The following is a 19,615-nucleotide window of genomic DNA, read 5'->3' as shown; positions in this document are numbered from 1 at the left end:
GTATCCACTTCTTTCTAGGTTAGGGTCATGCTCTCTACGACTCCCCGTACCACCCTCAACCGCGCGAAGGACAAGGCCAGGACCTCCCGCGAGGACCTGTACGCGGTGCTGGACGCCGGACTGGTCTGCCACCTGGGCGTCGTGAGCCGAGGCTTCCCCATGGTCGTACCCACCGGTTACGGCCGGATAGACGACACCCTCTACCTGCACGGTTCCACCGGCGCGACCTCCCTGCGCGACGCGGACGAGGTCTGCGTCACGGTGACCCACCTGGACGGCATCGTGCTCGCCCGCTCGTCCTTCAACCACTCGGTCAACTACCGCTGCGCCATGGTCTACGGCCGCGCCCGCCGGGTGGAGGACCCCGAGGAGCACCTCGCCGCGCTGCGGGCGATCACCGAGCAGCTCGCCCCCGGCCAGTGGGAGGCCGCCCGCAAGCCCACCCGCAAGGAGCTCGCCGCGACCATGGTGCTCGCCCTGTCCCTTGAGGAGGCGTCGGTGAAGGTGCGCCAGGGCCCGCCGGTCGACGAGGACGAGGACTACGAGCTGCCGATCTGGGCCGGGGTCCTGCCGCTCCACCAGTCCTGGGGAGCCCCCGAGCCCGACCCCGCGCTCACCGCGGACCTGGCCGTGCCCGAGCACATCGCGTCGAGGACCATGCCCGCCCCGTCGGAGATGCCGACCGCGAACCTCCCGCTCTAGCCGCGGGAAGCACTTCGAAAGCCTTCCTGCCCGCACCCGCACCCGCATCGCCGCCGGGCACCGGCGACCGGCTCAATCCACCGCGTCGGTGGAGGAGCCGGTCGCCGGTGCCCGGCGGGCTGTCGTGAGGCCGCCGGCGAACCGCGACGTAGCGCCGAAAACCGAGGATTGATCGGGATTTCGGTCCTGTCGCGAAAGCCGCCCGTCCGGGCCGGCCACGGTGGATAATCACTGATCAGCTCCACTCTGTGAGACTGATCCCCGGTTAATGAGCGGAATGCCGTTATCTATCGCTAAGCTGCGGTTCGTCTGTTATGGGTGGGGGCCCAGACAACTGAGGAGACCGTTATGTACGGCACGCCATCGGCCTGGCGAGTCCCCGGATACACCGAGATCCGCGAGTTGGGCGCCGGTGCGGCCGGGCGTGTGGTGATGGCTCGGCACGACGCCGACGGCATCATGGTCGCGATCAAGTATCTGTCCGACGAGCTCAGGAGCGACGTCGGGTTCGTGGCGCGCTTCCGGCACGAGGCGAGGCTGCTCAACGCCCTGAGCAGCCCGCACTCCGTCCGGCTGTACGACTACGTGGAAACCGGCGACGGCGCGGCCATCGTCATGGAGCTGATCAACGGCGTCCCCCTGCGCGCGCTGCTGCGCTCCGAGGGGCCGACCGGTCCCGAGGCGGCGCTGCTCGTGCTCAAGGGCTCGCTCCTGGGGCTCGCCTCCGCGCACTCGGCGGGCGTGGTACATCGCGACTTCAAGCCGGAGAACGTGATGGTGGAGGCCGACGGGAGGAGCAAGCTCGTCGACTTCGGCATCGCGGTCCGTTCCGGCGACGGCGACCTCCCGGCGGGCACGCCGCCCTACATGGCCCCCGAGCAGTGGGTGGGCGGTCCCGCGGGACCCGCCACCGACGTCTACGCCGCCACCGTCGTGTTCTTCGAATGCCTGACCGGCACCCGGCCCTTCCGCGCCACGAACGTCGCCGCGCTGGCCCGCCAGCACCAGATCATGCCGCCGCCGGTCGAGGAGGTGCCCTCCGCCCTGCAGGGACTGGTCGAACGCGGCCTGGCCAAGCACCCCGCCGACCGGCCGCCGACCGCGAGCGCGTTCCTCACCGAACTCGAAGCGGTGGCCGCCGACGCCTACGGCCCCGACTGGCAGGACCGCGGCCGGCGTCGCCTGGCCGCGGTCGCCGGGCTGCTCGCCGGGATGTTCCCGATGGAGGTGCCCGTTCCCGGGGCCGACACCTCGCTGGCCATGACCGAGCTCGACGGCGGCGACCTCGACGGGACGAGAACCTCTTCGGTCGGCAGGCTGGGCATCAAGATCCTCGTCGGTGTCGGCTGCATCGCGGTGATCGGCGGGCTGACCGCGGTGCTGGTCGGCTCCGGCGACCCCACGGAGATCCAGTCGCAGGGTGCCGTCACCTCGCACAGTCCCTCCCCCTCCGACCCGCTGGAGACGCTCGCCCCCGAGGACGACCCGGACGAGCTCGACGAGCCGGTGGAGGAGTCTCCGTCCGCGGGCACCCCCACCCCGACGCCGACCCCGAGCACCACGACCACCTCCGGTCCTCCGCCCGTGGCACCCACCGCGACGTCGGCGGCCGCGACGCCCACAGCGTCGGCGAGGCCCACCACGAGGCCAACCACGAGGCCGACGAGGACCCCGACGCGGCGGCCGTCCACGGAGCCCACCCCGGAGGAGAGCACCACCCTGGACGGTCCCCGCGACCCCGACCGTCCCACGACCCCGCCACCGTCGGCCACCCCGACCCGGCCGACGGCCGCCCCCACCCAGCCCACGGCCCAGCCGACCCGGACGCCCCCTACGCGAACGCCGTCGGGACCGCCCCCGGAGCCCACTCCCACCCGCACGGACCCCTCCTCGCCGGGCACCGAGCCGCCTCCCACCCTCTCCAGCTCACCTTTGCCGCCGGTCGAGACGACCCCCGCGGCGTTCCTCGCACTGGGCCTGGTGACGAGCGGTCTCGTACCGTTCACACTGGCCGTCAAGCGCGGCATGACGGGACGGCACCGGAGACGCCGGTAGACCGGTAGACAGGGGAACGATCGCGATCATGAATATCACCCCATGAGCACCGATCGCGGAGACATCGCCGGGTTCCGGCTGACCGGCCGTACCCGGGCGGACGACCTGGGAGTCTGGTCGTCGGCCGTCGCGCCCGACGGACGACCGGCCGGCGCGCTCAGATTCGACCCGCGGCTGGTCGCCGATCCCGCGGCGCGCGAGCGGCTGGTCGCGGCCGTGCTCGCCGATCGCGGGCTCGCGAGAGGCGGCGTGACCGGGCTGGTCCCGGTCGCCGACCTCATCACGGCGAGGGACGAGGTCTGGCTGATCACCTCGAAACCGGTCGATCCGACGGTGGGCGACCTGCTCTCGGCCGGGCCGGCCTTCTCGCCCGGATCGTCCCGGCCCGACGCGGGCAGCGCGGCCACCGTCCTGGTGGAGACCGCACAGACGCTGCTGGCCGTGCACGCCGCCGGGCTCGCCCACGGACAGGTTCACCCGGGCACCGTGGTGATCGCCTCGGACGGGTCGGCGCTGCTCACCGGGCGAGGGCTGGCCGACGCCCTTCTCGGCCGCCCCACCGCACCGGAACGTGACGTGGCGGCCTGGGCGTCGCTCGCCCGAGGGCTCGCCGCGACCTGGGCCTCGGCCGATCGCGGTGCCGCGGCGCTGCTGGAGAGGGCGGCGGCCACGGCCTCCACCAGAGGGCTCGCCCCCGCGCGTGACGCGCTGCTCGCCGGGCGCGACGTGCTGCCGTCCGGGTTCACCACCCGTGACAGGCTCGTGGAGACCCTGCACCTGTGGCCGGCGCACGAGGCACCCGCTCCGGGCGGTGCCGCGACCCCCGTACGGCCTGCCCCGGACGAGGGGGAGGTCGCGACCCTGCTGCACGTCCCGAGGGCCGATGAGCCGCGCGCCCAGGAGACCGGCGAGTGGGCCCCCGGGGGCGACCGGCGGGGGGCCGAGGAGGTGGTCATGCGGTTCGGTCCCGGGGTGCCCTCCGAGACCACGGCAGCCCAGCTCTGGCGGGCCGGAAGGGACCAGCAGCAGACCGAACCGCCCTCCGGCAGGCTCGACGCGGGCGCGGCCCCCCGTGCGCGTCGCAGACGCGGCCGTACGATCCTCGCCTCGGTGATCCTCGCGCTGATGGTCGTGGGCGCGCTGGCACTCTGGCTGTTCCGGGGTTCGGCGATGCCTTTGGAGGTGACGAAGGTGGACGTCAGCGCCCCGAAGAAGACGCAGGGATGCGACACCACGGTAAAGATCACCGGCGTGCTGTCCACCAACGGCGCGGGCGGCGAGGTGCGCTACCAGTGGAAGCGGAGCGATCGTAAGAAACCGATCGCGCAGACCGACCAGATCCCGTCCGGGACGACCTCTCACGAGGTGAGCCTGGAGTGGACGGTCAAGGGTGAGGGAAGTTTCAAGGGAACCGCCACCCTGGTGCTGCTCTCCCCGGTACCCGAGGGGAAGAAGATCCAGGACAAGGCTACCTTCGCCTACAAATGTTCATGATTGATCACCAAGGTCCACAATGCGACACAAAGCCGTTCTTACTACTCTGGCGGCCATGACCACGCAGACCCCCTCCGGCTGGTACCCCGATCCCTACGGCTCACCGTTGTTGCGGTGGTGGGACGGCAACCAGTGGACCGACGCCACCCACCAGGCGGACGCTCCCGCCGGACAGGGCACGGCGGAAGGGCCGCGGACCGGCCCCTCCCTCCAGCAGCACCCGGCGGGGCCCGACTCCCGGCAGGCGGGCCCGCCTCCCGCCCGGGAAGGGGCACACGGGGGTGGTCCCACCGGCCAGTGGACCCAGCAGGCCGGCCCCGGGGCAGCGGGCACGGGACAGCCACTGTGGGGCGGCGGGCCGCCGAACGGCGACACGGCGCAGATGCCCATGCCGCCGCACGGCGGCTACCCGTCCGGGCCTCCGCCGCGCAAGAGCAGCCCTCTCCCGTGGATCCTGGGAGGCGGAGGCGCGCTGATCCTCGTGATCGTGATCGTGGTCGCCGCGATGTCCCTGGTGAACCCCGACGGCACGAACACCGCGGGCAGGTCTCCCGTGCCCCGGACACCACCCCCCACGGCGAGCCTGGAGCCCACCGAGCCGACTCCCGAGGCGACGCCCGCGCCCTCGGGAAGCGCGCCGCCCCAGGCTGTGGACGGGCGCGTCACGGACCCGGTGACCGGCCTGTCGTTCGAAATGCCCGAGGGGCCCTGGGAGGTGCCTCCCACCGTCGGCGGCGGGCTCGGGTTCGTCTGGAACAGCGCGGCCATCGCCGTCGCCCAGGAGAACTTCGACGGCAGGGGCGGCGACTGGCTCGGCAACGTGCTCACCGGCGAGCTTCCCGACCAGTACGGCTACCAGGGCGTCGGCAGCCTGCGTTCGGCCGCCGCGACCCTGCTGCAGGTCGTGGAGCCCGCCTTCTACAGCCCTCCGCACAAGCGGAACATCGTCGAGGACAAGGCCGTCAAGGTGAGCGGCAAGGACGCCTGGCTGCTCGTCTTCGACCTGGACTTCTCCGAGCAGTCCGAGGTCAACGGCTGGAAGTGGAAGCGGGAGCGGGCCGCGTTCTTGATCGTCGATCGTGGCGAGAACACCCGTCCGGCGCTGGCCTACGTCTCCATACCGGACAATCTAGACATATCTGCAGTAGACAAGGTGATCAAGTCATTCAAGCTGCCCTGAAGTGAGTACTACCCTGAGGGCTATGAGTGACCTGCTGGTCTGGATCGACTGTGAGATGACCGGGCTCGACCTTGGCCGTGACGCGCTTGTCGAGGTGGCCTGCGTGGTCACCGACGGCGAGCTGAACCAGCTTGACGAGGGGGTGGACGTGGTCATCAAGCCCCCGCCCGAGTCCCTTGAGCAGATGTCGGAGGTGGTGCGGGAGATGCACACCGCCTCCGGCCTGCTGGAGGCACTGGAGGGCGGCGTCACGCTGGCCGAGGCCGAGTCCATGGTGCTCGAATACATCAGGGGCCACATCCGGGAGCCGAAGAAGGCCCCGCTGTGCGGCAACTCCATCTCCACGGACCGTTCCTTCCTCGCCCGCGACATGCCCGCCGTGGACGGGTTCCTGCACTACCGGATGATCGACGTCTCCTCGGTGAAGGAGCTAGCCCGCCGCTGGTACCCCCGTGTCTACTTCGCCTCGCCGGAGAAGCAGGGCGGCCACCGGGCGCTCGCCGACATCGTCGAGAGCATCCGGGAGCTGCGTTACTACCGCGCGGCGGTCTTCGTGTCCCAGCCTGGCCCCGATTCCGCCACCGCGAGGGAACTGGCCGAGAGCGTGTCCACGCGCAGGCCTTGAACGTTTCACGAGAAACCCCGTACGAAACGACTCCCAAAGACCGCTACACTTTTCATGTGCTGCTGCGGCGGCGATGGTGGGCGTAGCTCAGTTGGCAGAGCGCTAGGTTGTGGTCCTAGATGTCGGGGGTTCAAGTCCCCTCGCTCACCCCACTGGAACGGCCGGTCCTTAAGGACCGGCCGTTCCGCATTTCCGGCACTATTACCCACCAAAAGTGGATATTGCAGGTTATGCTCGCTGCTATCGCAACGCCGTTAGGACCGGGGGTTTCGGCGACCTGACCGTGTTTCAGCCACGGAGGCCGGATGAGAGTCGACGATGCCCCGTTCGACGCGGAGCCCAGAGCCGTTACGGATCTGAGCAGGCGTGAGACCGAGGTCATGGAATTGATCGCGATGGGGCGCTCCAACGGGCAGATCGCCCAGCACCTGTTCCTGAGCGAGAAGACCGTGAAGAACCACGTGAACCGGATATACGCCAAGCTCGGCGTCGACTCGCGGGTCACCGCGATCGACCTGTGGCTGGAACGGGCCGCGCGCGAGGAGCCACAGCGCCACTAGCGCCCGCCGGCCCGGGACCGTCAGGTCCGTGCTAGGCGGTGAGCCGCAGGCAGCGGGACGCCTCCAGGGCCCGGGCGATGGCGGACGTGCCCTCCCCCAGCTCCGCCGAGGTGATCGAGAGCGCCGGACGCAACCGTACCGACCGCTCTCCGCAGGGCAGGACGAGCACGCCCTCCTCCTCCCGCAGGCGGGCCACCAGGAGATCGCGCTCCACGGCGTCCGGCAGGTCGAAGGCGCACATCAGGCCGCGTCCACGCGCGTTCTCCGCCAGGTCGGGAAAGCGCTCCTGGATCTCCAGCAACCCCGCGAGGAGCTCGGCGCCGAGCCTTCCCGCACGCGGGATCAGGCCGTCACGCTCCACGATCTCCAGCATCCGGCGGGAGCGGACCATGTCGACCAGCCCACCGCCCCAGGTGGAGTTGATCCTGCCGCTGACCTGGAACACGTTGCCCGGCACCGTGTCGACCCTGCGGCCCGCCATGATCCCGCCCACCTGGACCTTCTTGGCGAAGGCCACGACGTCGGGACGCAGGCCCAGCTGCTGGTACGCCCAGGGGGTTCCGGTGGTCCCCGCGCCGGTCTGCACCTCGTCCAGGACGAAGAGGGCGTCGTGCTCGTGGCAGAGCCGTTCCATGGCGAGCAGGAACTCCGCCCGCATGTGGTTGTCGCCGCCCTCTCCCTGGATGGGCTCGGCGATGAAGCAGGCGATGTCGTGGAGGTGGCGTTCGAAGGCCGCCCGCGCCGCGGCCAGGGACCGCTCCTCGGCCGCCTCGACGTCGCCGAGGTGGATCGCGGGCACCTCGATCCTGGGCCAGTCGAACTTCGGGAAGCGGTCGGTCTTGATCGGGTCGGTGTTCGTCAGCGAGAGGGTGTAGCCGCTGCGCCCGTGGAAGGCCCGGGTGAGGTGGAGGACCTTGGTGCCGAGTTCCGGCGAGTGTCCCCGCGAACTGTTGAGGCGGCTCTTCCAGTCGAAGGCGCACTTGAGCGCGTTCTCCACGGCGAGGGCGCCGCCTTCCACGAAGAACAGGTGCGGCAGTTCGGGATCACCGAGCACCCGGGCGAACGTCTCGGCGAAGTCGGCGAGGTGGGCGGTGTAGAGGTCGGAGTTGGCGGGCTTGTTCGCGGCGACCCTGCCGAGCAGAGCCAGAAACTCCGGATCGTCGTCGAACGGGTTCACCCCGAGCGGGGCCGAGGCGAAGAAGGAGTAGAAGTCGAGGTAGCTCCGGCCGGTGCGGGCGTCGACGAGCCGGGACCCCCGGCTCCGTTCCAGGTCCAGTACGAGCCGATAGCCGTCGACGAGCAGGTGACGGGCGAGACGGCCATGAACGTCCATGTCCCCTCCACGGTGATCCGAGAAGATGATCCCCCGCTGTTCGCACATCTACACGGAGACATTACGTGTCAAGGCCGGTTCTTGTGAAGATTTTCTTGCATACGCGCGACCCGGGCGTGAATATCGGACCGCGCGGCCCGGCCTTCCCGCATGACCGTTCTCCTTCCCCGAGCCCGCCCCCGCCGAGACCATCAGCCGGTCAAATCGGCCTGTCGTGCGACAAGGCGGCGGGGAGGATCACGTCGCCGCGTAGACCACCAGCGAGACCGCCACGTACTGCGCCAGGTAGGCGGCGACGGTGAAGGCGTGGAAGACCTCGTGGAAGCCGAACCAGCCGGGCGAGGGGTCGGGCCTGCGCATGCCGTACACGATCCCGCCCGCCGTGTAGAGCACCCCGCCCAGAAAGAGCAGGGCCACCGCGACCATCCCCGCACCCTCCACGAGCTGGGGCAGCACGAAAACGGCCGTCCAGCCGAGGCCGATGTAGAGCGCGGTCGAGAGCCACCGGGGAGCGCCGGTCCACAGCACCCGGAAGAGGACCCCGGCGATCGCGCCGGTCCAGATCACGCCGAGCACCACCGCGCCCGCCACACCGTCCAGGGCGAGCAGCGCGAACGGGGTGTAGGTGCCCGCGATGATCAGGTAGATGTTGGCGTGGTCGAGGCGCCGCAGCACCTCCTCCAGGCCCGGGGAGAGCTTCCCCCGGTGATAGGTGGCCGAGATGCCGAAGAGCAGGCCGGAGGTGATCGCGTAGACGACGGCGGCGAGCCTCGCCTCCAGGGTGGGACCCAGCGCGACGAGGACGAAGCCCGCGACGAGCGCCACGGGCAGCGTCCCCGCATGCAACCAGCCGCGCAGGCGCGGCTTGACGGACTCTGTGAGCGTTTCCGTGAGGGACGTGGCCATAAACCTACGGTAGCGTAAGTTACGCGTTCGTAGGTTGTGATCCGTCCTACACGGCGTCGAGTCGGCGAGAACCTCGGCGAGAACAAGGCGCCGCACGCCGGACCGTACGAGATGGTGATCCGCCCCACCCGGACGCCGACCGGTCGCCACTGCGCATATGGTTTCCCCTCGGGTTCGCATCAGGAACCCACGGATTCGCATCAGGGAAAAGAGGACCGCACCGATGGGCAGGCGGGAAGCGCGGGAGCCGATGCCGGGACGGTATCCGGTGACCTTCGGCGAGGTCGACCTCCTGCAGGACCTCGACCGGCCCTCCGGCTGGGTGGTCTCCAAGGACGGTGTGCCGCAGTCGTACGTCGACCTCGACGACGCCACCTACCTCGACTTCGAGTACGTCCGGCTGATGGCCGACGTCGTCGACCTCCTCCGCGAGGGTCCGCTGGACGCCGTGCACGTGGGCGGCTGCGCCTGCACCCTGCCCCGCTACGTCGCGGCGACCCGCCCGGGGTCCCGGCAGATCGTCGCCGAGCCGGACGAAGGGCTCGTCCAGCTCGTCAGGGACCAGCTCCGGCTGAAGTCGGTGCCCCGGCTCAAGGTCAGGATCCTCGACGGCCGCACCGCCACCGCCGGACTCGGCGACGCCTCCGCCGACCTGCTCGTGCTGGACGCCTTCAGCGGCGCCACGATGCCGATCGAGCTCGCCACCTCCGAGTACATGGGCGACGTCGCCCGCGTCCTGCGCACGGACGGCACCGTGCTGATCAACGTCGCGGACGGCAAAGGACTAGCCTTCGTCCGCCGGGTGCTCGCCACCGTCCGCGGCACCTTCCCCCAGGTCGTACTGCTCGCCGAACCCGGCGTCATGCGGGGACGGCGCTTCGGCAACCTCATCGTCGCCGCCTCCCGCCTGCCCCTGCCCGTCTCCGGTCTCACCCGCAGGGCCGCGGGCGGCCTCACGCAGGCCCGCTGCGTGTACGGCGACGACATCGTCAACTTCATCGCCGGAGCCCGGCCCCTGCACGACGGCGACGCCGTGGTCATCCCTGTCCCCCCGCCCGCGGTCTTCGGCTGACCCGGTCTCCCGGCCTGTTCTGCCCCCTCTCCCTCCGGCCCATCGGTCGGCCTGCCACCCCAGCCCGTCACTCCAGCCCGTCAGCCCGACGCACGGGCCGAACGCGTCGCCCCTGCCCCCGTTCCGCGCCTCAGTCCGGGACGGGAACCCAGGCGCTGACCAGGGTGCCCTCGCCGGGCGTCGAGGAGACGTCGAGGCCGCCGCCGAGCGCGGCCATCCGGTCGGCGAGCGCGCCCAGGCCCCCATGGCCTGACCCGTCCCGCTCGAAGCCCCTGCCGTCGTCGGAGACCGCCGCCCGCAGGCGCCCGCCCGACCAGGCCAGCCGCGCCTCGATCCTGGAGGCGTCGGCGTGCTTGAGCGCGTTGGCGATGGCCTCGCTGACCGTGAAGTACACGGCTCCCTCGACCTCGTCGGGAAAGCGCCGCGAGCGAAGCGCGGGATCGACCGTCACGGTCGTGGCCACCGGCAGCCGCGAACAGCGTTCCTCGACCGCCTCGGCCAGACCGCCCTGGCTGAGCACGGACGGGTGGATGCCCGCCGCCAGTTCCCGCAGGTCGGCGAGGGTCTGGCGAGCCTGCTCGCGCAGAAGCGTCAAGCTGTCGGGGCCGCCGCCGGTGGCGCGGGCCAGCTCCAACCCCGCGATCAGCGCGACGAGTTGCTGCTGCGCCCCGTCGTGGATGTTGCGCTCGATCCGCCGCCGCTCGGCCTCCTGGGCGTTGACCAGGCGTGCCGCCAGGCCCGCGCTCTGGATCGCCAGCCCGATCGGCACCGCGAGCGAGCCGAGCAGCCTGCGATCCTCGGCGTTGAGGCGCCCCACGACCTTGGGCCCGCAGGCGATGTGCCCCAGCCCTGCCGGGACGGTGAGCACGGCCTCGCCGTCCTCCCTGCCCGCCACCACCCGTGTGCCGTCCGCGAGCGCCACGGCGGCCCACCGCGTCTCCAGGCCCGCCCGTACGGCCTCCGCCAGCCTTCCCAGCTGCTTCACGGGCTCCACCTCCTCCAGGCCAGGCCCGAGCTCCGTCAGGAGTTCGTCCACCGTGGGCCTGAGATCGAAGATCAGGAAGAGTCTGGAGCCCCTGATGCCCACCCGGATGTCGAGCAGGTTGTGGCGGAACACAGCCGTGGTGATCACCACGGGCAGGGCCGCCATCGCCGTCATGACGCCGAGCCAGCTCAGCGCGTGGCCTCCCTGCCCGATCTGCCCGACCTGCTCGAGGATCACCGTCAGCACGGAACCACTCAAGCCGGCCGCCACCCCCAGGGCCATCCAGCGGAGAAGGCGGCGCTCGGTGCGGGGTCCGCGCCGAGCGCGCAAGACGAGGGAGACCAGCACCGACAGTGACACGAGGAAGGCCGCGAGCTGCCCGAACCCGCCCACCAGCGCGGCGAGCAGCCCCGCCATGCCTTCGAGCCCCAGCGGGTTGCCGTACGGGAGAAACGCGTATACCTCGTCCGGGCTCAGCAGGATGCCCAGCCAGTGCAGGAAGATCGCCACTACGGCGATCCAGGCGACCGGGCGCCAGCGCGGCGAGGGCAACCTGCCGTCGGGGAAGATCAGCGGGACGAAGACCCAGTTCAGGCCGTAGAAGACGGGAAGCGCCGAGGTCAGCAGCACGGCGGCCACGGCGAGAGGGCCGCTCCCGTCTCCGTACGTCGTCAGGATGCCCACCCCGAGAAGGCCGAGGCCGAGGCAGCAGGCGGCGGCGAGCAGCAGCCAGCCGTAGGGGTTGTCGGAGCGCCTCAGCGCGATGAGCAGGCCGACCGACGGCAGGACCGCGCAGGCCGCGAGGAACAACCACTCACTGAACGGCACGGACATGCCCGCCGTCAGCAGGACGCCCGCGACGATCCCGGCCACCGACACCGCGGCCATCGACGTGGCGAGGACGCGGGTCGAGGTGGTGGACGCCGACGGACCCGGCGACGACGCGGGTGCCGGGACGGGGTGGGAGGCCGTGGACGTCATGGCACGTAGGGTGACCTGCCACCGGCTCCGCCGTCCAGGGGGTTGTCCGCACATCCGGTGCGGTTCGCCGCACCCGCGAGACGGAGGGCCGCCGGGTGTCGTGAGCCGGGAGCTCTTTCTAGTTTCGGATGAGGGCCATCGGGGAGATGGCCGCAACGCCGGAGACCATCCGAAGGAGAACCTCATGCGGTTGCCGTTCCGATCGAAGCGCCTGCTCGCCGTCGCCGTCGCCGTCGCGGCCGTTCCAGCGACGGCCCTGCCACTGGCCGTCCCCGCCTCAGCGGTCACGGAGGTGGTCACCACGGGAGCGGCCACCTCCGTGGTCACCGCGGGGACGGTCGCGTCAGAAGCGGCCACGGCCGAGACGACCACGTCGGGAGCGATCACGACCGGAGGCGTTCTCGCCGAGCCGGAGATCCCCGACAGCCCCGCCGGCCGGCAGTTGCGCTGGTTCCTCGGCGCGCCTGACCGGGCACCGCTCTCGGAGAGCGAGCTCGGGGAGCATCTCAACTCCGGCTACCTGTCGTCGCTCACGGTCAACGGTGTCAACGCCTTCCTGCAGGCGTCGAAGGGATTCCGCCTGGAGAAGCTGACCAAGGAGACGCCGTCCGCGCTGGCCGGGACCGGGGCGATCGGCGAGCAGGCGTTCGTCCTGCAGCTCGGTGTGGACGGCGACGGGAAGATCAACCTGCTCGGGCTGACGCCTCCGGAGCCCTCCGTACCCGCCGCTCCCAAAAACTGGAAGCAGCTCGACGCCCGGCTCCGCGAGGTCGCACCGCGCGTGGGCTTCCTCTCCGCCGAGATCGACTCGCGGGGCAGGTGCGACGTCGCGCACGCCGTGGCGCCGGACACGGCCCGGCCGTTGGGCTCGATCTTCAAGCTGTACGTGCTGGGCGCCGTGGCCGAGAAGGTCCGCGACGGCAAGCTGAGCTGGAACACCAAGCTCACGATCAAGCCCGAGTGGAAGAGCCTGGGCGAGGACGGGCTGACGGGCCGTCCGGACGGCAGCACCACCACGGTGAAGGAGGCCGCCAAGCTGATGATCTCGATCAGCGACAACACCGCCACCGACATCCTGATCCACACGGTCGGCCGCAAGGCGGTGGAGGCGAAGGTACGGCAGTGGTCGAGCCACGCCACCCGGAACATCCCGTTCCTCACCACGCGCGAGGTCTTCCTGCTCAAGGGCGTGAACCACCCGGCGCAGGCCCGTGCCTACCTGGCACTCGACACCGCGGGCAAGCGCGCCTACCTCAAGGACACGGTCGCCGGACAGTCGCTGTCGGACATCGTGCTCTGGCAGAAGCCCAGGGAGATCGACACTCTGGAGTGGTTCGGCTCACCCCGTGACGTCTGCCGCGCCTACGCCGGGCTCCTCAAGCTGGGGGGCAAGCAGGTGAGCGCGGTGATGTCGGCCAACGACCTCGGGATCAAGCTCGACAAGAAGAAGTGGCCGACGGTCTGGGCCAAGGGCGGTTCGGAGCTGGGGGTCCTCGACCTGTCGTACCTGGCACGCTCGGCCACCGGGAGGACCTACGTCGTGACCGCGCTGACCAGCGACCCCGCCGGCGCGCTGGACGAGCGGGTCGCGACCCCCGAACTGATCTCGCTGAGCCGAGGCGGCTTCGCGTTGGCCGACCCGGCAAGGAATAGTTGAAACATCAACCGAGTTGTCACCGGCGAACATCGCAGGAAGGAATCCAAGATGCCCGCCGTGACCGTTGAGAACCCGTTGACCCTGCCCCGCCTGCCGCAGCCGCTGAACGCGACCCGCGAGCGCCAGGTGCTGGCCGTCACCACCGCGCCGAGCGGATTCGAGGGAGAGGGATTCCCGGTCCGCAAGGCACTCGCGACGATCAAGTCCCAGTATCTCGACCCGTTCATCATGATGGACCAGATGGGCGAGGTCGACTACGCGCCGGGCGAGCCCAAGGGCACCCCCTGGCACCCGCACCGGGGCTTCGAGACCGTCACCTACATGATCGACGGCGTGATGGACCACGCCGACTCGCACGGCGGCGGCGGCACGATCTCCGACGGCGACACGCAGTGGATGACGGCCGGCGGTGGCATCCTGCACAAGGAGGCTCCCCCGGAGTGGCTGGTCGCCAAGGGCGGCCTGTTCCACGGGATCCAGCTCTGGGTCAACCTGCCGGGCAAGGAGAAGATGGTCGCACCGAAGTATCAGGACATCGGCAGGACCAATGTCGTCCTTCTCAGCAGCCACGACGGTGGAGCACTGGTCCGCCTCATCGCGGGCGAGGTCGGCGAGTTCACCGGCCCCGGCTCCACCCGGACGCCGATCACCCTGCTGCACGCCTCCCTCAGCCCCGGTTCCCAGCTGACGCTCCCCTGGCGCAAGGATTTCAACGCGCTCGCGTACGTCCTGTCGGGACGCGGCACCGTCGGCGGCGACCGGCAGCCGATCGAGTCGGGTCAGCTGGCCGTCTTCGACGGCTTCGGCAACCTGCCCGGGCTGGGCACCGACGGCGAGTCCATCACGCTCTCGGCCGCCGGTACGCAGGAGAGCCGTAGCCCCAACCTGGAGGTCATCGTGCTCGGCGGCCGTCCGATCGGCGAGCCGGTGGCGCACTACGGGCCGTTCGTGATGAACACCCAGGCGGAGCTGGCCAAGGCGTTCGAGGACTACCAGGCGGGCCGCCTCGGCACCATCCCCGCCGGCCACGCCTGAGCGCGGTCCGGCACCGGCCATCCGGTGCCGGGCTCAGCGCTCGACGAGGGTGACGCAGGCGATGCGAAGACCGGCCGCGCCGGCCTCGGGACCCGTGCTGCGGGTGGGCTCGGCGTGGATCACGAGCGACCTGGGGAGCCGCCCGGGGACGAGCGCCCAGTCCTGGGTGGCGGTGCCGGTGGCGGCGCCCTGGGCGTCGGTGGTGAAGTCGAGCCAGACCTCGTTCTCGGCGCTCGCGTGGGTGTGGGAGTGCTGGTAGTGCGGCCCGGCGTCCTCCGGTTTGAAGCCGCACGGGTTGACGTGCAGGTGCGCCCCGTACGTGCGCCCGGGGAGCATGCCCTTCACGGTGACCGTGGCGGTGGCGAGCACCGCCCCGGACTCCACGTTGACCTGTGCCCAGGCTCCCGGCGGCACCAGCCGGGTGTCGTAGACGATGGCGGAGGCGCGCGGCGCCGGATCGGTGAACGTGCCGCCCCCGACGAGACGCATCTCGCGGGCGCCCGGGGTGGCCGACGCCACGGCCGGGCCGCGCCCGGCCGGATCGGCGGCCTGATCACCGCAGCCCGCGCAGAGCAGAGCCACGGCGGCGAGAACTCCCATGATGCGCATCCACGATCTCCTTGAGCGGCCGGAGAAGAGCAGAGCTCACCATATCCAGTAATCATATGATCACTCTGAGCATTGACCACTCTCGGCCATGCCGCCGGGAAGCGCGAGACGTGATCGGCGCGGGAGCGGTTCAGGCGTTGGCCGAGGCGATCTCGTCGATGCGGGCGGCCAGGGTGAAGTCGAGTTCCGTCAGGCCGCCCGCGCTGTGTGTGCTGAGCGCCAGGTGAAGGGTGCGCCAGCGGATGTCGATGTCGGGGTGGTGGTCGAGCTTCTCGGCCTCCACCGCGATCTCGTCCACGATGCGGATCGCGGTCGGGAAATCGGTGGCGTTGATCGTGCGGCGGATCTCGTCGCCCTCGCGCCGCCACTCGGGCAGGCCGGTCAGCCGAGCGTCCACCGTGGAGTCGTCAAGCAGGTTCATCCCCCCAGGAGATCATGTCTCCGGCGAGGACACCAAGCCTGGGCAGGCTTCCGGCGCGCCTGGCCATGGCCATGATGCCCTGGGCCATGGAGGTGGCGTGGCTGGCCTGGTCGAGGAGGGGCTCCAGCTCGGACAGCAGTTCGGGCAGCCTGGCGAGGCTCCACTCGTGCCAGCCCGACAGGCGGGTGCCCCCGCTGTCGGGGTCCTCGGCGCGGTAGGCGGCCAGGATCGGGCACTCGCGGCTGATGCGGAGCAGCCATCGCTCGATGTCGGCGTTGAACGCGGCGATCCGGGAGGGTGCGGCGTACAGCCAGCCGTCGTCGCCGATGCGGTCGGACTCGCCGTCGGCGACCGGGTAGGTGCGGACCACCGTGCCGTGCAGGAGCAGGCCGCTCGCCACCATGAGCTGGCGCCCCTCGCACCAGTCGATCGCCCCGCGCAGGGGCGCCGGGACGGTGTCGACGATGACCGCACGCTGGGAGCTGCTGGGCTGACGGGCGAAGCGTACGTGCACCTCGGCCCACATGTAGTAACTCGCCTCCCCCGCGCCGAAGAAGGGGAAGGGGAAATCCTGGTCGGGGTGGGCCATGTGTCGGGTTCTCCACGGGAGAAGGGGACAGGAGTCGTTCCGAATATGAACGACTCCCGACGACGCCTCCGGGATTACTCGCCGAGACCGTTTATTTGACCGGATCCGGTCATTTGACGGCGCCCGAGGTCAGACCCGACTGGATCTGGCGCTGGAAGATGATGTAAATGATCATGACGGGGATGATGGCCATGCTCAGCGCGGCGAACAGCCCCGGCCAGTCGGCCTCGTACCCGGCGCTGGTGGAGATGTTGGCGACGCCCTGGGTGATCAGCCACTTGTCCTCGACGTTGCCCGACAGCAGCACGATCGGCAGAAGATACTGGTTCCACTGGCCCAGGATGTTGAAGATCGTGATGCTGATCAGCCCCGGCCTCGCCATCGGCACCATGATCTGGAAGAACGTCCGGGTGTGCGAGCAGCCGTCCATCATCGCCGCCTCGGCCACCGAGGTGGGCAGCGTCTTGAAGAACGCCGACAGGAAGAAGACGGTGAACGGCAGCGAGTAGGCGATGTAGACGAGGATCAGCCCGAAGTGGGTGTCGATCAGGCCGAGGTTTCTCACCACGAAGAAGAGCGGGACCAGCGCGAGGAAGACCGGGAAGGTCATCCCCGAGACGAACAGGAAGTAGATGAACCTGTTGCCGGGGAAGGTGTAGCGCGCCAGCACGTACGCGGCCATCGAGCCGAGCAGCATGGTGCCCGCCGTGCTGCACGCCACCACGAAGACGGTGTTCAGCATGTACTGGCCGATGTGGGCCTTCTCCCAGGCCCGGCCCCAGGCGTCCCAGCCGAACGAGGCGGGGAGTGTGATCGCGTCCCCGAAGATCTCGGTGTTGGTCTTGAAGGAGGACAGGAACGTCCAGAGGATCGGGCCGACGATCAGGATCGCCCAGACCAGCAGTGCGACGTGGGAGAGCGCACCGAAGATCCCGAGCGGGTTTCTCACCCGGCGCCCGGCGCGCGCGGGGGCGGCGGGGCGGGTGGCGTCGGGCTTGCGAGCCGTGTCCGTGGGAGGCGCAGCCATCAGAACTCGATCCTCTCGCGCCGGGTCACGCGCAGGGTGAGGGCGGCGAACGTGATGGTCATGAAGAACAGCGCCACGCCCATCGCCGAGGCGTAGCCGAACTTGGAGAAGTTGAACGCCGTACGCCAGATCTCCAGCGGGAGCACCGTGGTGGAGTTGTCGGGCCCGCCGCGGTCGACCGAGAGGACCTGGACCAGGGCGAAGGCGTCGAACGCGGCGATGCCGAGATAGACCCAGGCGACCTGCATGGTGTCCCACAGCAGCGGGATCGTGATCCTGAAGAACAGGGTGAACCGGCCGGCGCCGTCGAGCGCGGCGGCCTCGAAGACGTCCTTGGGGATGGAGGACATGCCGGCCGAGAACAGGACCACGTAGAAGCCGACGGCCTGCCAGACCATCACCGCGATGATCGACAGCAGCGCGATGTCCGGGTCGATGAGCCAGCCGACCGGCTCGATGCCGACCTTGCCGAGCAGGCCGTTGATCACGCCGGTCCCGTCCGGGCGGTAGATCGCCTGGAAGAGCACGCCGACGATGGCGACGGCCAGGACCTGGGGCAGGAAGAAGATCACACGATAGACCTTCGAACCCCAGATCCCGGTCATCCGCCCGTCCCGCTGCCCGCCGCTCAGGTTGAGCAGGAAGGCGAAGAACAGGGCGATCACGATCGTGACCAGCGGCATGACAAGCAGCAGAACACCGTGGTGCCGCACCGCGGCCCAGAAGACCTCGTCCTCGAAGAGCCTGGTGAAGTTCTCCAGGCCGATGAACTGAGGGTTCGCCGAGATGCCCTTCCAGTTGGTCATCGAGATCTGGAAAGCCTGGATGTACGGGCTGATCACGAAGACCACGTAGAGGAGGACCGGCGCGGCGAGAAAGCCGACGATGAACGGATACTTGCCCTGCCGCATCGGAAGCTACACCTTCCGTTCCTGCTTGGTGATGGACGAGTCGGCCTTGGTCTTGTCGGCGGCCTTCTGCACCTTCTCGCAGAACTCGTCGGCGGAGATGCGGCCGAACATCAGCGCGTTGGTCTGCTTGCGCAGCTCGGTCTCGAACTCCTTGTACCAGTTCTCGAAGCTGCTGAAGGTGACGATGTTCTGGCCGGCGGCGGTCTGCGCGGCGCTGAGGCTCGCGTTGCCCGGTGACAGTTCCAGGCCGTCGGCGGCCCCGGTCACGACGGTGATGTTGCCCGACTTCTCGGTGAAGCCGCGCGCGCCCTCCTTGGAGAGCATGATGCGCAGATACTCCAGGCCGCCCTTGGGGTTCTTCGCCTTGGCGGGGACGATGTAGGCCTCGCCGGCCGCGGCGCGGATGGCCTCGAACGGCATCTTGTCGGCGGCGGTGACGCTGGGGGTGGGCGTCAGCGCGTACTTGAAGGTCTCGGGGGTCTGTTCCTTCTGCTCGTTCTCCAGCCAGGAGCCCGACGGGTACAGCGCGATCTTGCCCTGGTTCTGGCGGAGCTGCACCTCGGTGTGGATGAGGCCCTCGAAGGACTTGTCCATGTATTTGGCGATCTCGGCCCAGGCTGCGGCGGACTGCTTCATCGCGTCGCGCTGCCAGACGCCGTCGGCGAGGTTGTCGACGTCGATGAGGATCTGGTTGCCCTCGATCTTCGCGGCGGAGATGAGGATCATCCAGTACATGTAGTAGGAGGCGTTCTTGCCCGCGTACGCGAAGGGGGTGATCCCCGCCGCCTTCGCCGTCTCGGCGAAGGTCTTGAACTCGTCGAAGGTCTTGGGCGGGGTCCAGCCGTTCTTCTCGAACAGCGCGGAGTCGTACCAGAGGCCGTACGCGGAGAAGACGTAGTTCATCAGGTAGGGCTTGCCGTCGATGAGGCCGGACTCGACGGTGCCCGGCGCGACCATGTCGCGCACCTTCTTGCTCGGGTCGTCGATGGAGGGGGCGTCCCACAGCTCGGTGAGCTCCAGGAGCTGGCCCTCCTGCTGCAGGGCGCCGTTGTCCATCAGGTCGGTGCCGGAGTTGGCGATCATGTCGGGGACGTCGCCGCCGGCGAACCTCGGCTGCAGGGTCTGGGCGATCTGCTGGGTGGCGACGTGCTTGATCTGGGCCTGCGGGAACGCCTTCTTGTACAGCGGCTCGTGGACCTCGGTGGCGTAGCTGTCGCCCAGGCCGCCCTTGAAGATGACGACCTCGAGCGGCGCGTCGGCGGCGACGCCGAACGGGTTCGCCGCGGAGACCGCGCCGCTCGCGGAGGGTGCCGCGGAGGCGGCGGGGGCCGGGCCGCCGCCGGTGGCGCAGGCGGTGAGCATCCCTGCGCCGGGGCCGGCGATCAGAGCGGTCATGCCGATCCGGCGGAGCATCTGCCGCCGGGTGATATCTCCGGGCGTACTGGCCGATGTGGACATGTAACCCTCCTGCAC

18 protein-coding genes and 1 tRNA gene are annotated in these 19,615 nt (G+C 69.9%); 10 read left to right on the top strand and 9 right to left on the bottom strand.

Going from position 1 to position 19,615, the window contains the following annotated elements; all coding sequences use genetic code 11:
• Positions 1-27 precede the first annotated feature (27 nt).
• From AB0B96_RS17485 to AB0B96_RS17455, 7 genes are all read left to right on the top strand, one after another.
• Positions 28-702, top strand: coding sequence for a pyridoxamine 5'-phosphate oxidase family protein (locus AB0B96_RS17485; protein ID WP_362899755.1), 675 nt, complete (start codon positions 28-30; stop codon positions 700-702).
• 348 nt (positions 703-1,050) lie between these two features.
• The gene (locus AB0B96_RS17480; RefSeq protein ID WP_362899753.1) at positions 1,051-2,757 is read left to right on the top strand and encodes a serine/threonine-protein kinase; all 1,707 of its coding nucleotides are present in this window, start codon (positions 1,051-1,053) and stop codon (positions 2,755-2,757) included.
• 42 nt (positions 2,758-2,799) lie between these two features.
• Positions 2,800-4,251: a hypothetical protein gene (locus AB0B96_RS17475; RefSeq protein WP_362899751.1), complete on the top strand. Its 1,452-nt coding sequence runs from the start codon at positions 2,800-2,802 to the stop codon at positions 4,249-4,251.
• Positions 4,252-4,306: 55 nt separating this feature from the next.
• The gene (locus tag AB0B96_RS17470) at positions 4,307-5,431 is read left to right on the top strand and encodes a DUF2510 domain-containing protein (protein ID WP_362899749.1); all 1,125 of its coding nucleotides are present in this window, start codon (positions 4,307-4,309) and stop codon (positions 5,429-5,431) included.
• A 22-nt stretch (positions 5,432-5,453) separates the two neighbouring features.
• Positions 5,454-6,056 (top strand): oligoribonuclease, encoded by a 603-nt coding sequence (gene orn, locus AB0B96_RS17465; RefSeq protein ID WP_350945247.1) that lies wholly within the window; start codon positions 5,454-5,456, stop codon positions 6,054-6,056.
• A gap of 76 nt (positions 6,057-6,132) precedes the next feature.
• Positions 6,133-6,208, top strand: a tRNA-His gene (locus tag AB0B96_RS17460).
• Between the two features lie 153 nt (positions 6,209-6,361).
• Positions 6,362-6,616: a LuxR C-terminal-related transcriptional regulator gene (locus AB0B96_RS17455; RefSeq protein ID WP_362899747.1), complete on the top strand. Its 255-nt coding sequence runs from the start codon at positions 6,362-6,364 to the stop codon at positions 6,614-6,616.
• Between the two features lie 31 nt (positions 6,617-6,647).
• On the opposite strand, the gene lat is transcribed toward AB0B96_RS17455, so the two are convergent.
• Together lat and AB0B96_RS17445 are read right to left on the bottom strand one after the other, a co-directional pair.
• Positions 6,648-7,949 (bottom strand): L-lysine 6-transaminase, encoded by a 1,302-nt coding sequence (gene lat, locus AB0B96_RS17450; protein ID WP_362899745.1) that lies wholly within the window; start codon positions 7,947-7,949, stop codon positions 6,648-6,650.
• Positions 7,950-8,186: 237 nt separating this feature from the next.
• On the bottom strand, positions 8,187-8,855 hold the full coding sequence (locus tag AB0B96_RS17445) for a hemolysin III family protein (RefSeq protein WP_362899743.1): 669 nt from the start codon (positions 8,853-8,855) through the stop codon (positions 8,187-8,189).
• Positions 8,856-9,078: 223 nt separating this feature from the next.
• On the opposite strand from AB0B96_RS17445, the gene AB0B96_RS17440 reads away from it, so the two are divergent.
• Positions 9,079-9,927, top strand: coding sequence for a fused MFS/spermidine synthase (locus AB0B96_RS17440; protein WP_350945243.1), 849 nt, complete (start codon positions 9,079-9,081; stop codon positions 9,925-9,927).
• 130 nt (positions 9,928-10,057) lie between these two features.
• On the opposite strand, the gene AB0B96_RS17435 is transcribed toward AB0B96_RS17440, so the two are convergent.
• Positions 10,058-11,893, bottom strand: a complete 1,836-nt coding sequence (locus AB0B96_RS17435; RefSeq protein ID WP_362899740.1) for a histidine kinase — start codon at positions 11,891-11,893, stop codon at positions 10,058-10,060.
• Positions 11,894-12,077: 184 nt separating this feature from the next.
• On the opposite strand from AB0B96_RS17435, the gene AB0B96_RS17430 reads away from it, so the two are divergent.
• Positions 12,078-13,550 carry a serine hydrolase gene (locus tag AB0B96_RS17430; RefSeq protein WP_362899738.1) on the top strand — a complete coding sequence of 491 codons (1,473 nt, stop codon included), beginning with the start codon at positions 12,078-12,080 and terminating at the stop codon, positions 13,548-13,550.
• A 48-nt stretch (positions 13,551-13,598) separates the two neighbouring features.
• On the top strand, positions 13,599-14,585 hold the full coding sequence (locus AB0B96_RS17425; protein ID WP_350945240.1) for a pirin family protein: 987 nt from the start codon (positions 13,599-13,601) through the stop codon (positions 14,583-14,585).
• Positions 14,586-14,618: 33 nt separating this feature from the next.
• Here the strand turns inward: AB0B96_RS17425 and AB0B96_RS17420 are convergent, their stop codons facing one another.
• From AB0B96_RS17420 to ngcE, 6 genes are all read right to left on the bottom strand, one after another.
• Positions 14,619-15,194 (bottom strand): superoxide dismutase family protein, encoded by a 576-nt coding sequence (locus tag AB0B96_RS17420; protein ID WP_362899736.1) that lies wholly within the window; start codon positions 15,192-15,194, stop codon positions 14,619-14,621.
• 130 nt (positions 15,195-15,324) lie between these two features.
• The gene (locus AB0B96_RS17415; RefSeq protein ID WP_350945238.1) at positions 15,325-15,615 is read right to left on the bottom strand and encodes a 4a-hydroxytetrahydrobiopterin dehydratase; all 291 of its coding nucleotides are present in this window, start codon (positions 15,613-15,615) and stop codon (positions 15,325-15,327) included.
• Positions 15,602-16,204, bottom strand: coding sequence for a hypothetical protein (locus AB0B96_RS17410; protein ID WP_362899734.1), 603 nt, complete (start codon positions 16,202-16,204; stop codon positions 15,602-15,604). Before AB0B96_RS17410 ends, AB0B96_RS17415 begins: the two co-directional genes overlap by 14 nt.
• 109 nt (positions 16,205-16,313) lie before the next feature.
• Entirely contained in the window at positions 16,314-17,231 is a 918-nt protein-coding gene (locus AB0B96_RS17405) for a carbohydrate ABC transporter permease (RefSeq protein WP_362899732.1), read from the bottom strand.
• Positions 17,231-18,142: a sugar ABC transporter permease gene (locus AB0B96_RS17400; RefSeq protein WP_362899730.1), complete on the bottom strand. Its 912-nt coding sequence runs from the start codon at positions 18,140-18,142 to the stop codon at positions 17,231-17,233. Before AB0B96_RS17400 ends, AB0B96_RS17405 begins: the two co-directional genes overlap by 1 nt.
• Positions 18,143-18,148: 6 nt before the next feature.
• A complete protein-coding gene (gene ngcE / locus AB0B96_RS17395; RefSeq protein WP_362899728.1) occupies positions 18,149-19,600 on the bottom strand; it encodes an N-acetylglucosamine/diacetylchitobiose ABC transporter substrate-binding protein in 1,452 nt (483 codons plus the stop codon).
• Positions 19,601-19,615 lie beyond the last annotated feature (15 nt).

This window comes from Streptosporangium sp. NPDC049046 (assembly GCF_040649155.1).
In the GTDB taxonomy this organism is placed as follows: Bacteria; Actinomycetota; Actinomycetes; order Streptosporangiales; family Streptosporangiaceae; genus Streptosporangium.
The sequence above is the reverse complement of the archived record's forward strand: the minus strand, read 5'-3'. Positions and strand labels throughout refer to the sequence as shown.

Excerpts from the sequence above, each read along its gene's own strand:
- AB0B96_RS17485 (WP_362899755.1), top strand. The coding sequence starts at position 28 with ATGCTCTCTACGACTCCCCGTACCACCCTCAACCGCGCGAAGGACAAG.
- AB0B96_RS17430 (WP_362899738.1), top strand. The coding sequence starts at position 12,078 with ATGCGGTTGCCGTTCCGATCGAAGCGCCTGCTCGCCGTCGCCGTCGCC.
- ngcE (WP_362899728.1), bottom strand. The coding sequence starts at position 19,600 with ATGTCCACATCGGCCAGTACGCCCGGAGATATCACCCGGCGGCAGATG.
- AB0B96_RS17480 (WP_362899753.1), top strand. The coding sequence starts at position 1,051 with ATGTACGGCACGCCATCGGCCTGGCGAGTCCCCGGATACACCGAGATC.
- AB0B96_RS17425 (WP_350945240.1), top strand. The coding sequence starts at position 13,599 with ATGCCCGCCGTGACCGTTGAGAACCCGTTGACCCTGCCCCGCCTGCCG.
- AB0B96_RS17435 (WP_362899740.1), bottom strand. The coding sequence starts at position 11,893 with ATGACGTCCACGGCCTCCCACCCCGTCCCGGCACCCGCGTCGTCGCCG.
- AB0B96_RS17470 (WP_362899749.1), top strand. The coding sequence starts at position 4,307 with ATGACCACGCAGACCCCCTCCGGCTGGTACCCCGATCCCTACGGCTCA.
- orn (WP_350945247.1), top strand. The coding sequence starts at position 5,454 with ATGAGTGACCTGCTGGTCTGGATCGACTGTGAGATGACCGGGCTCGAC.
- AB0B96_RS17445 (WP_362899743.1), bottom strand. The coding sequence starts at position 8,855 with ATGGCCACGTCCCTCACGGAAACGCTCACAGAGTCCGTCAAGCCGCGC.
- AB0B96_RS17405 (WP_362899732.1), bottom strand. The coding sequence starts at position 17,231 with ATGGCTGCGCCTCCCACGGACACGGCTCGCAAGCCCGACGCCACCCGC.
- AB0B96_RS17455 (WP_362899747.1), top strand. The coding sequence starts at position 6,362 with ATGAGAGTCGACGATGCCCCGTTCGACGCGGAGCCCAGAGCCGTTACG.
- AB0B96_RS17400 (WP_362899730.1), bottom strand. The coding sequence starts at position 18,142 with ATGCGGCAGGGCAAGTATCCGTTCATCGTCGGCTTTCTCGCCGCGCCG.
- lat (WP_362899745.1), bottom strand. The coding sequence starts at position 7,949 with ATGGACGTTCATGGCCGTCTCGCCCGTCACCTGCTCGTCGACGGCTAT.
- AB0B96_RS17415 (WP_350945238.1), bottom strand. The coding sequence starts at position 15,615 with ATGAACCTGCTTGACGACTCCACGGTGGACGCTCGGCTGACCGGCCTG.
- AB0B96_RS17440 (WP_350945243.1), top strand. The coding sequence starts at position 9,079 with ATGGGCAGGCGGGAAGCGCGGGAGCCGATGCCGGGACGGTATCCGGTG.
- AB0B96_RS17475 (WP_362899751.1), top strand. The coding sequence starts at position 2,800 with ATGAGCACCGATCGCGGAGACATCGCCGGGTTCCGGCTGACCGGCCGT.
- AB0B96_RS17420 (WP_362899736.1), bottom strand. The coding sequence starts at position 15,194 with ATGCGCATCATGGGAGTTCTCGCCGCCGTGGCTCTGCTCTGCGCGGGC.
- AB0B96_RS17410 (WP_362899734.1), bottom strand. The coding sequence starts at position 16,204 with ATGGCCCACCCCGACCAGGATTTCCCCTTCCCCTTCTTCGGCGCGGGG.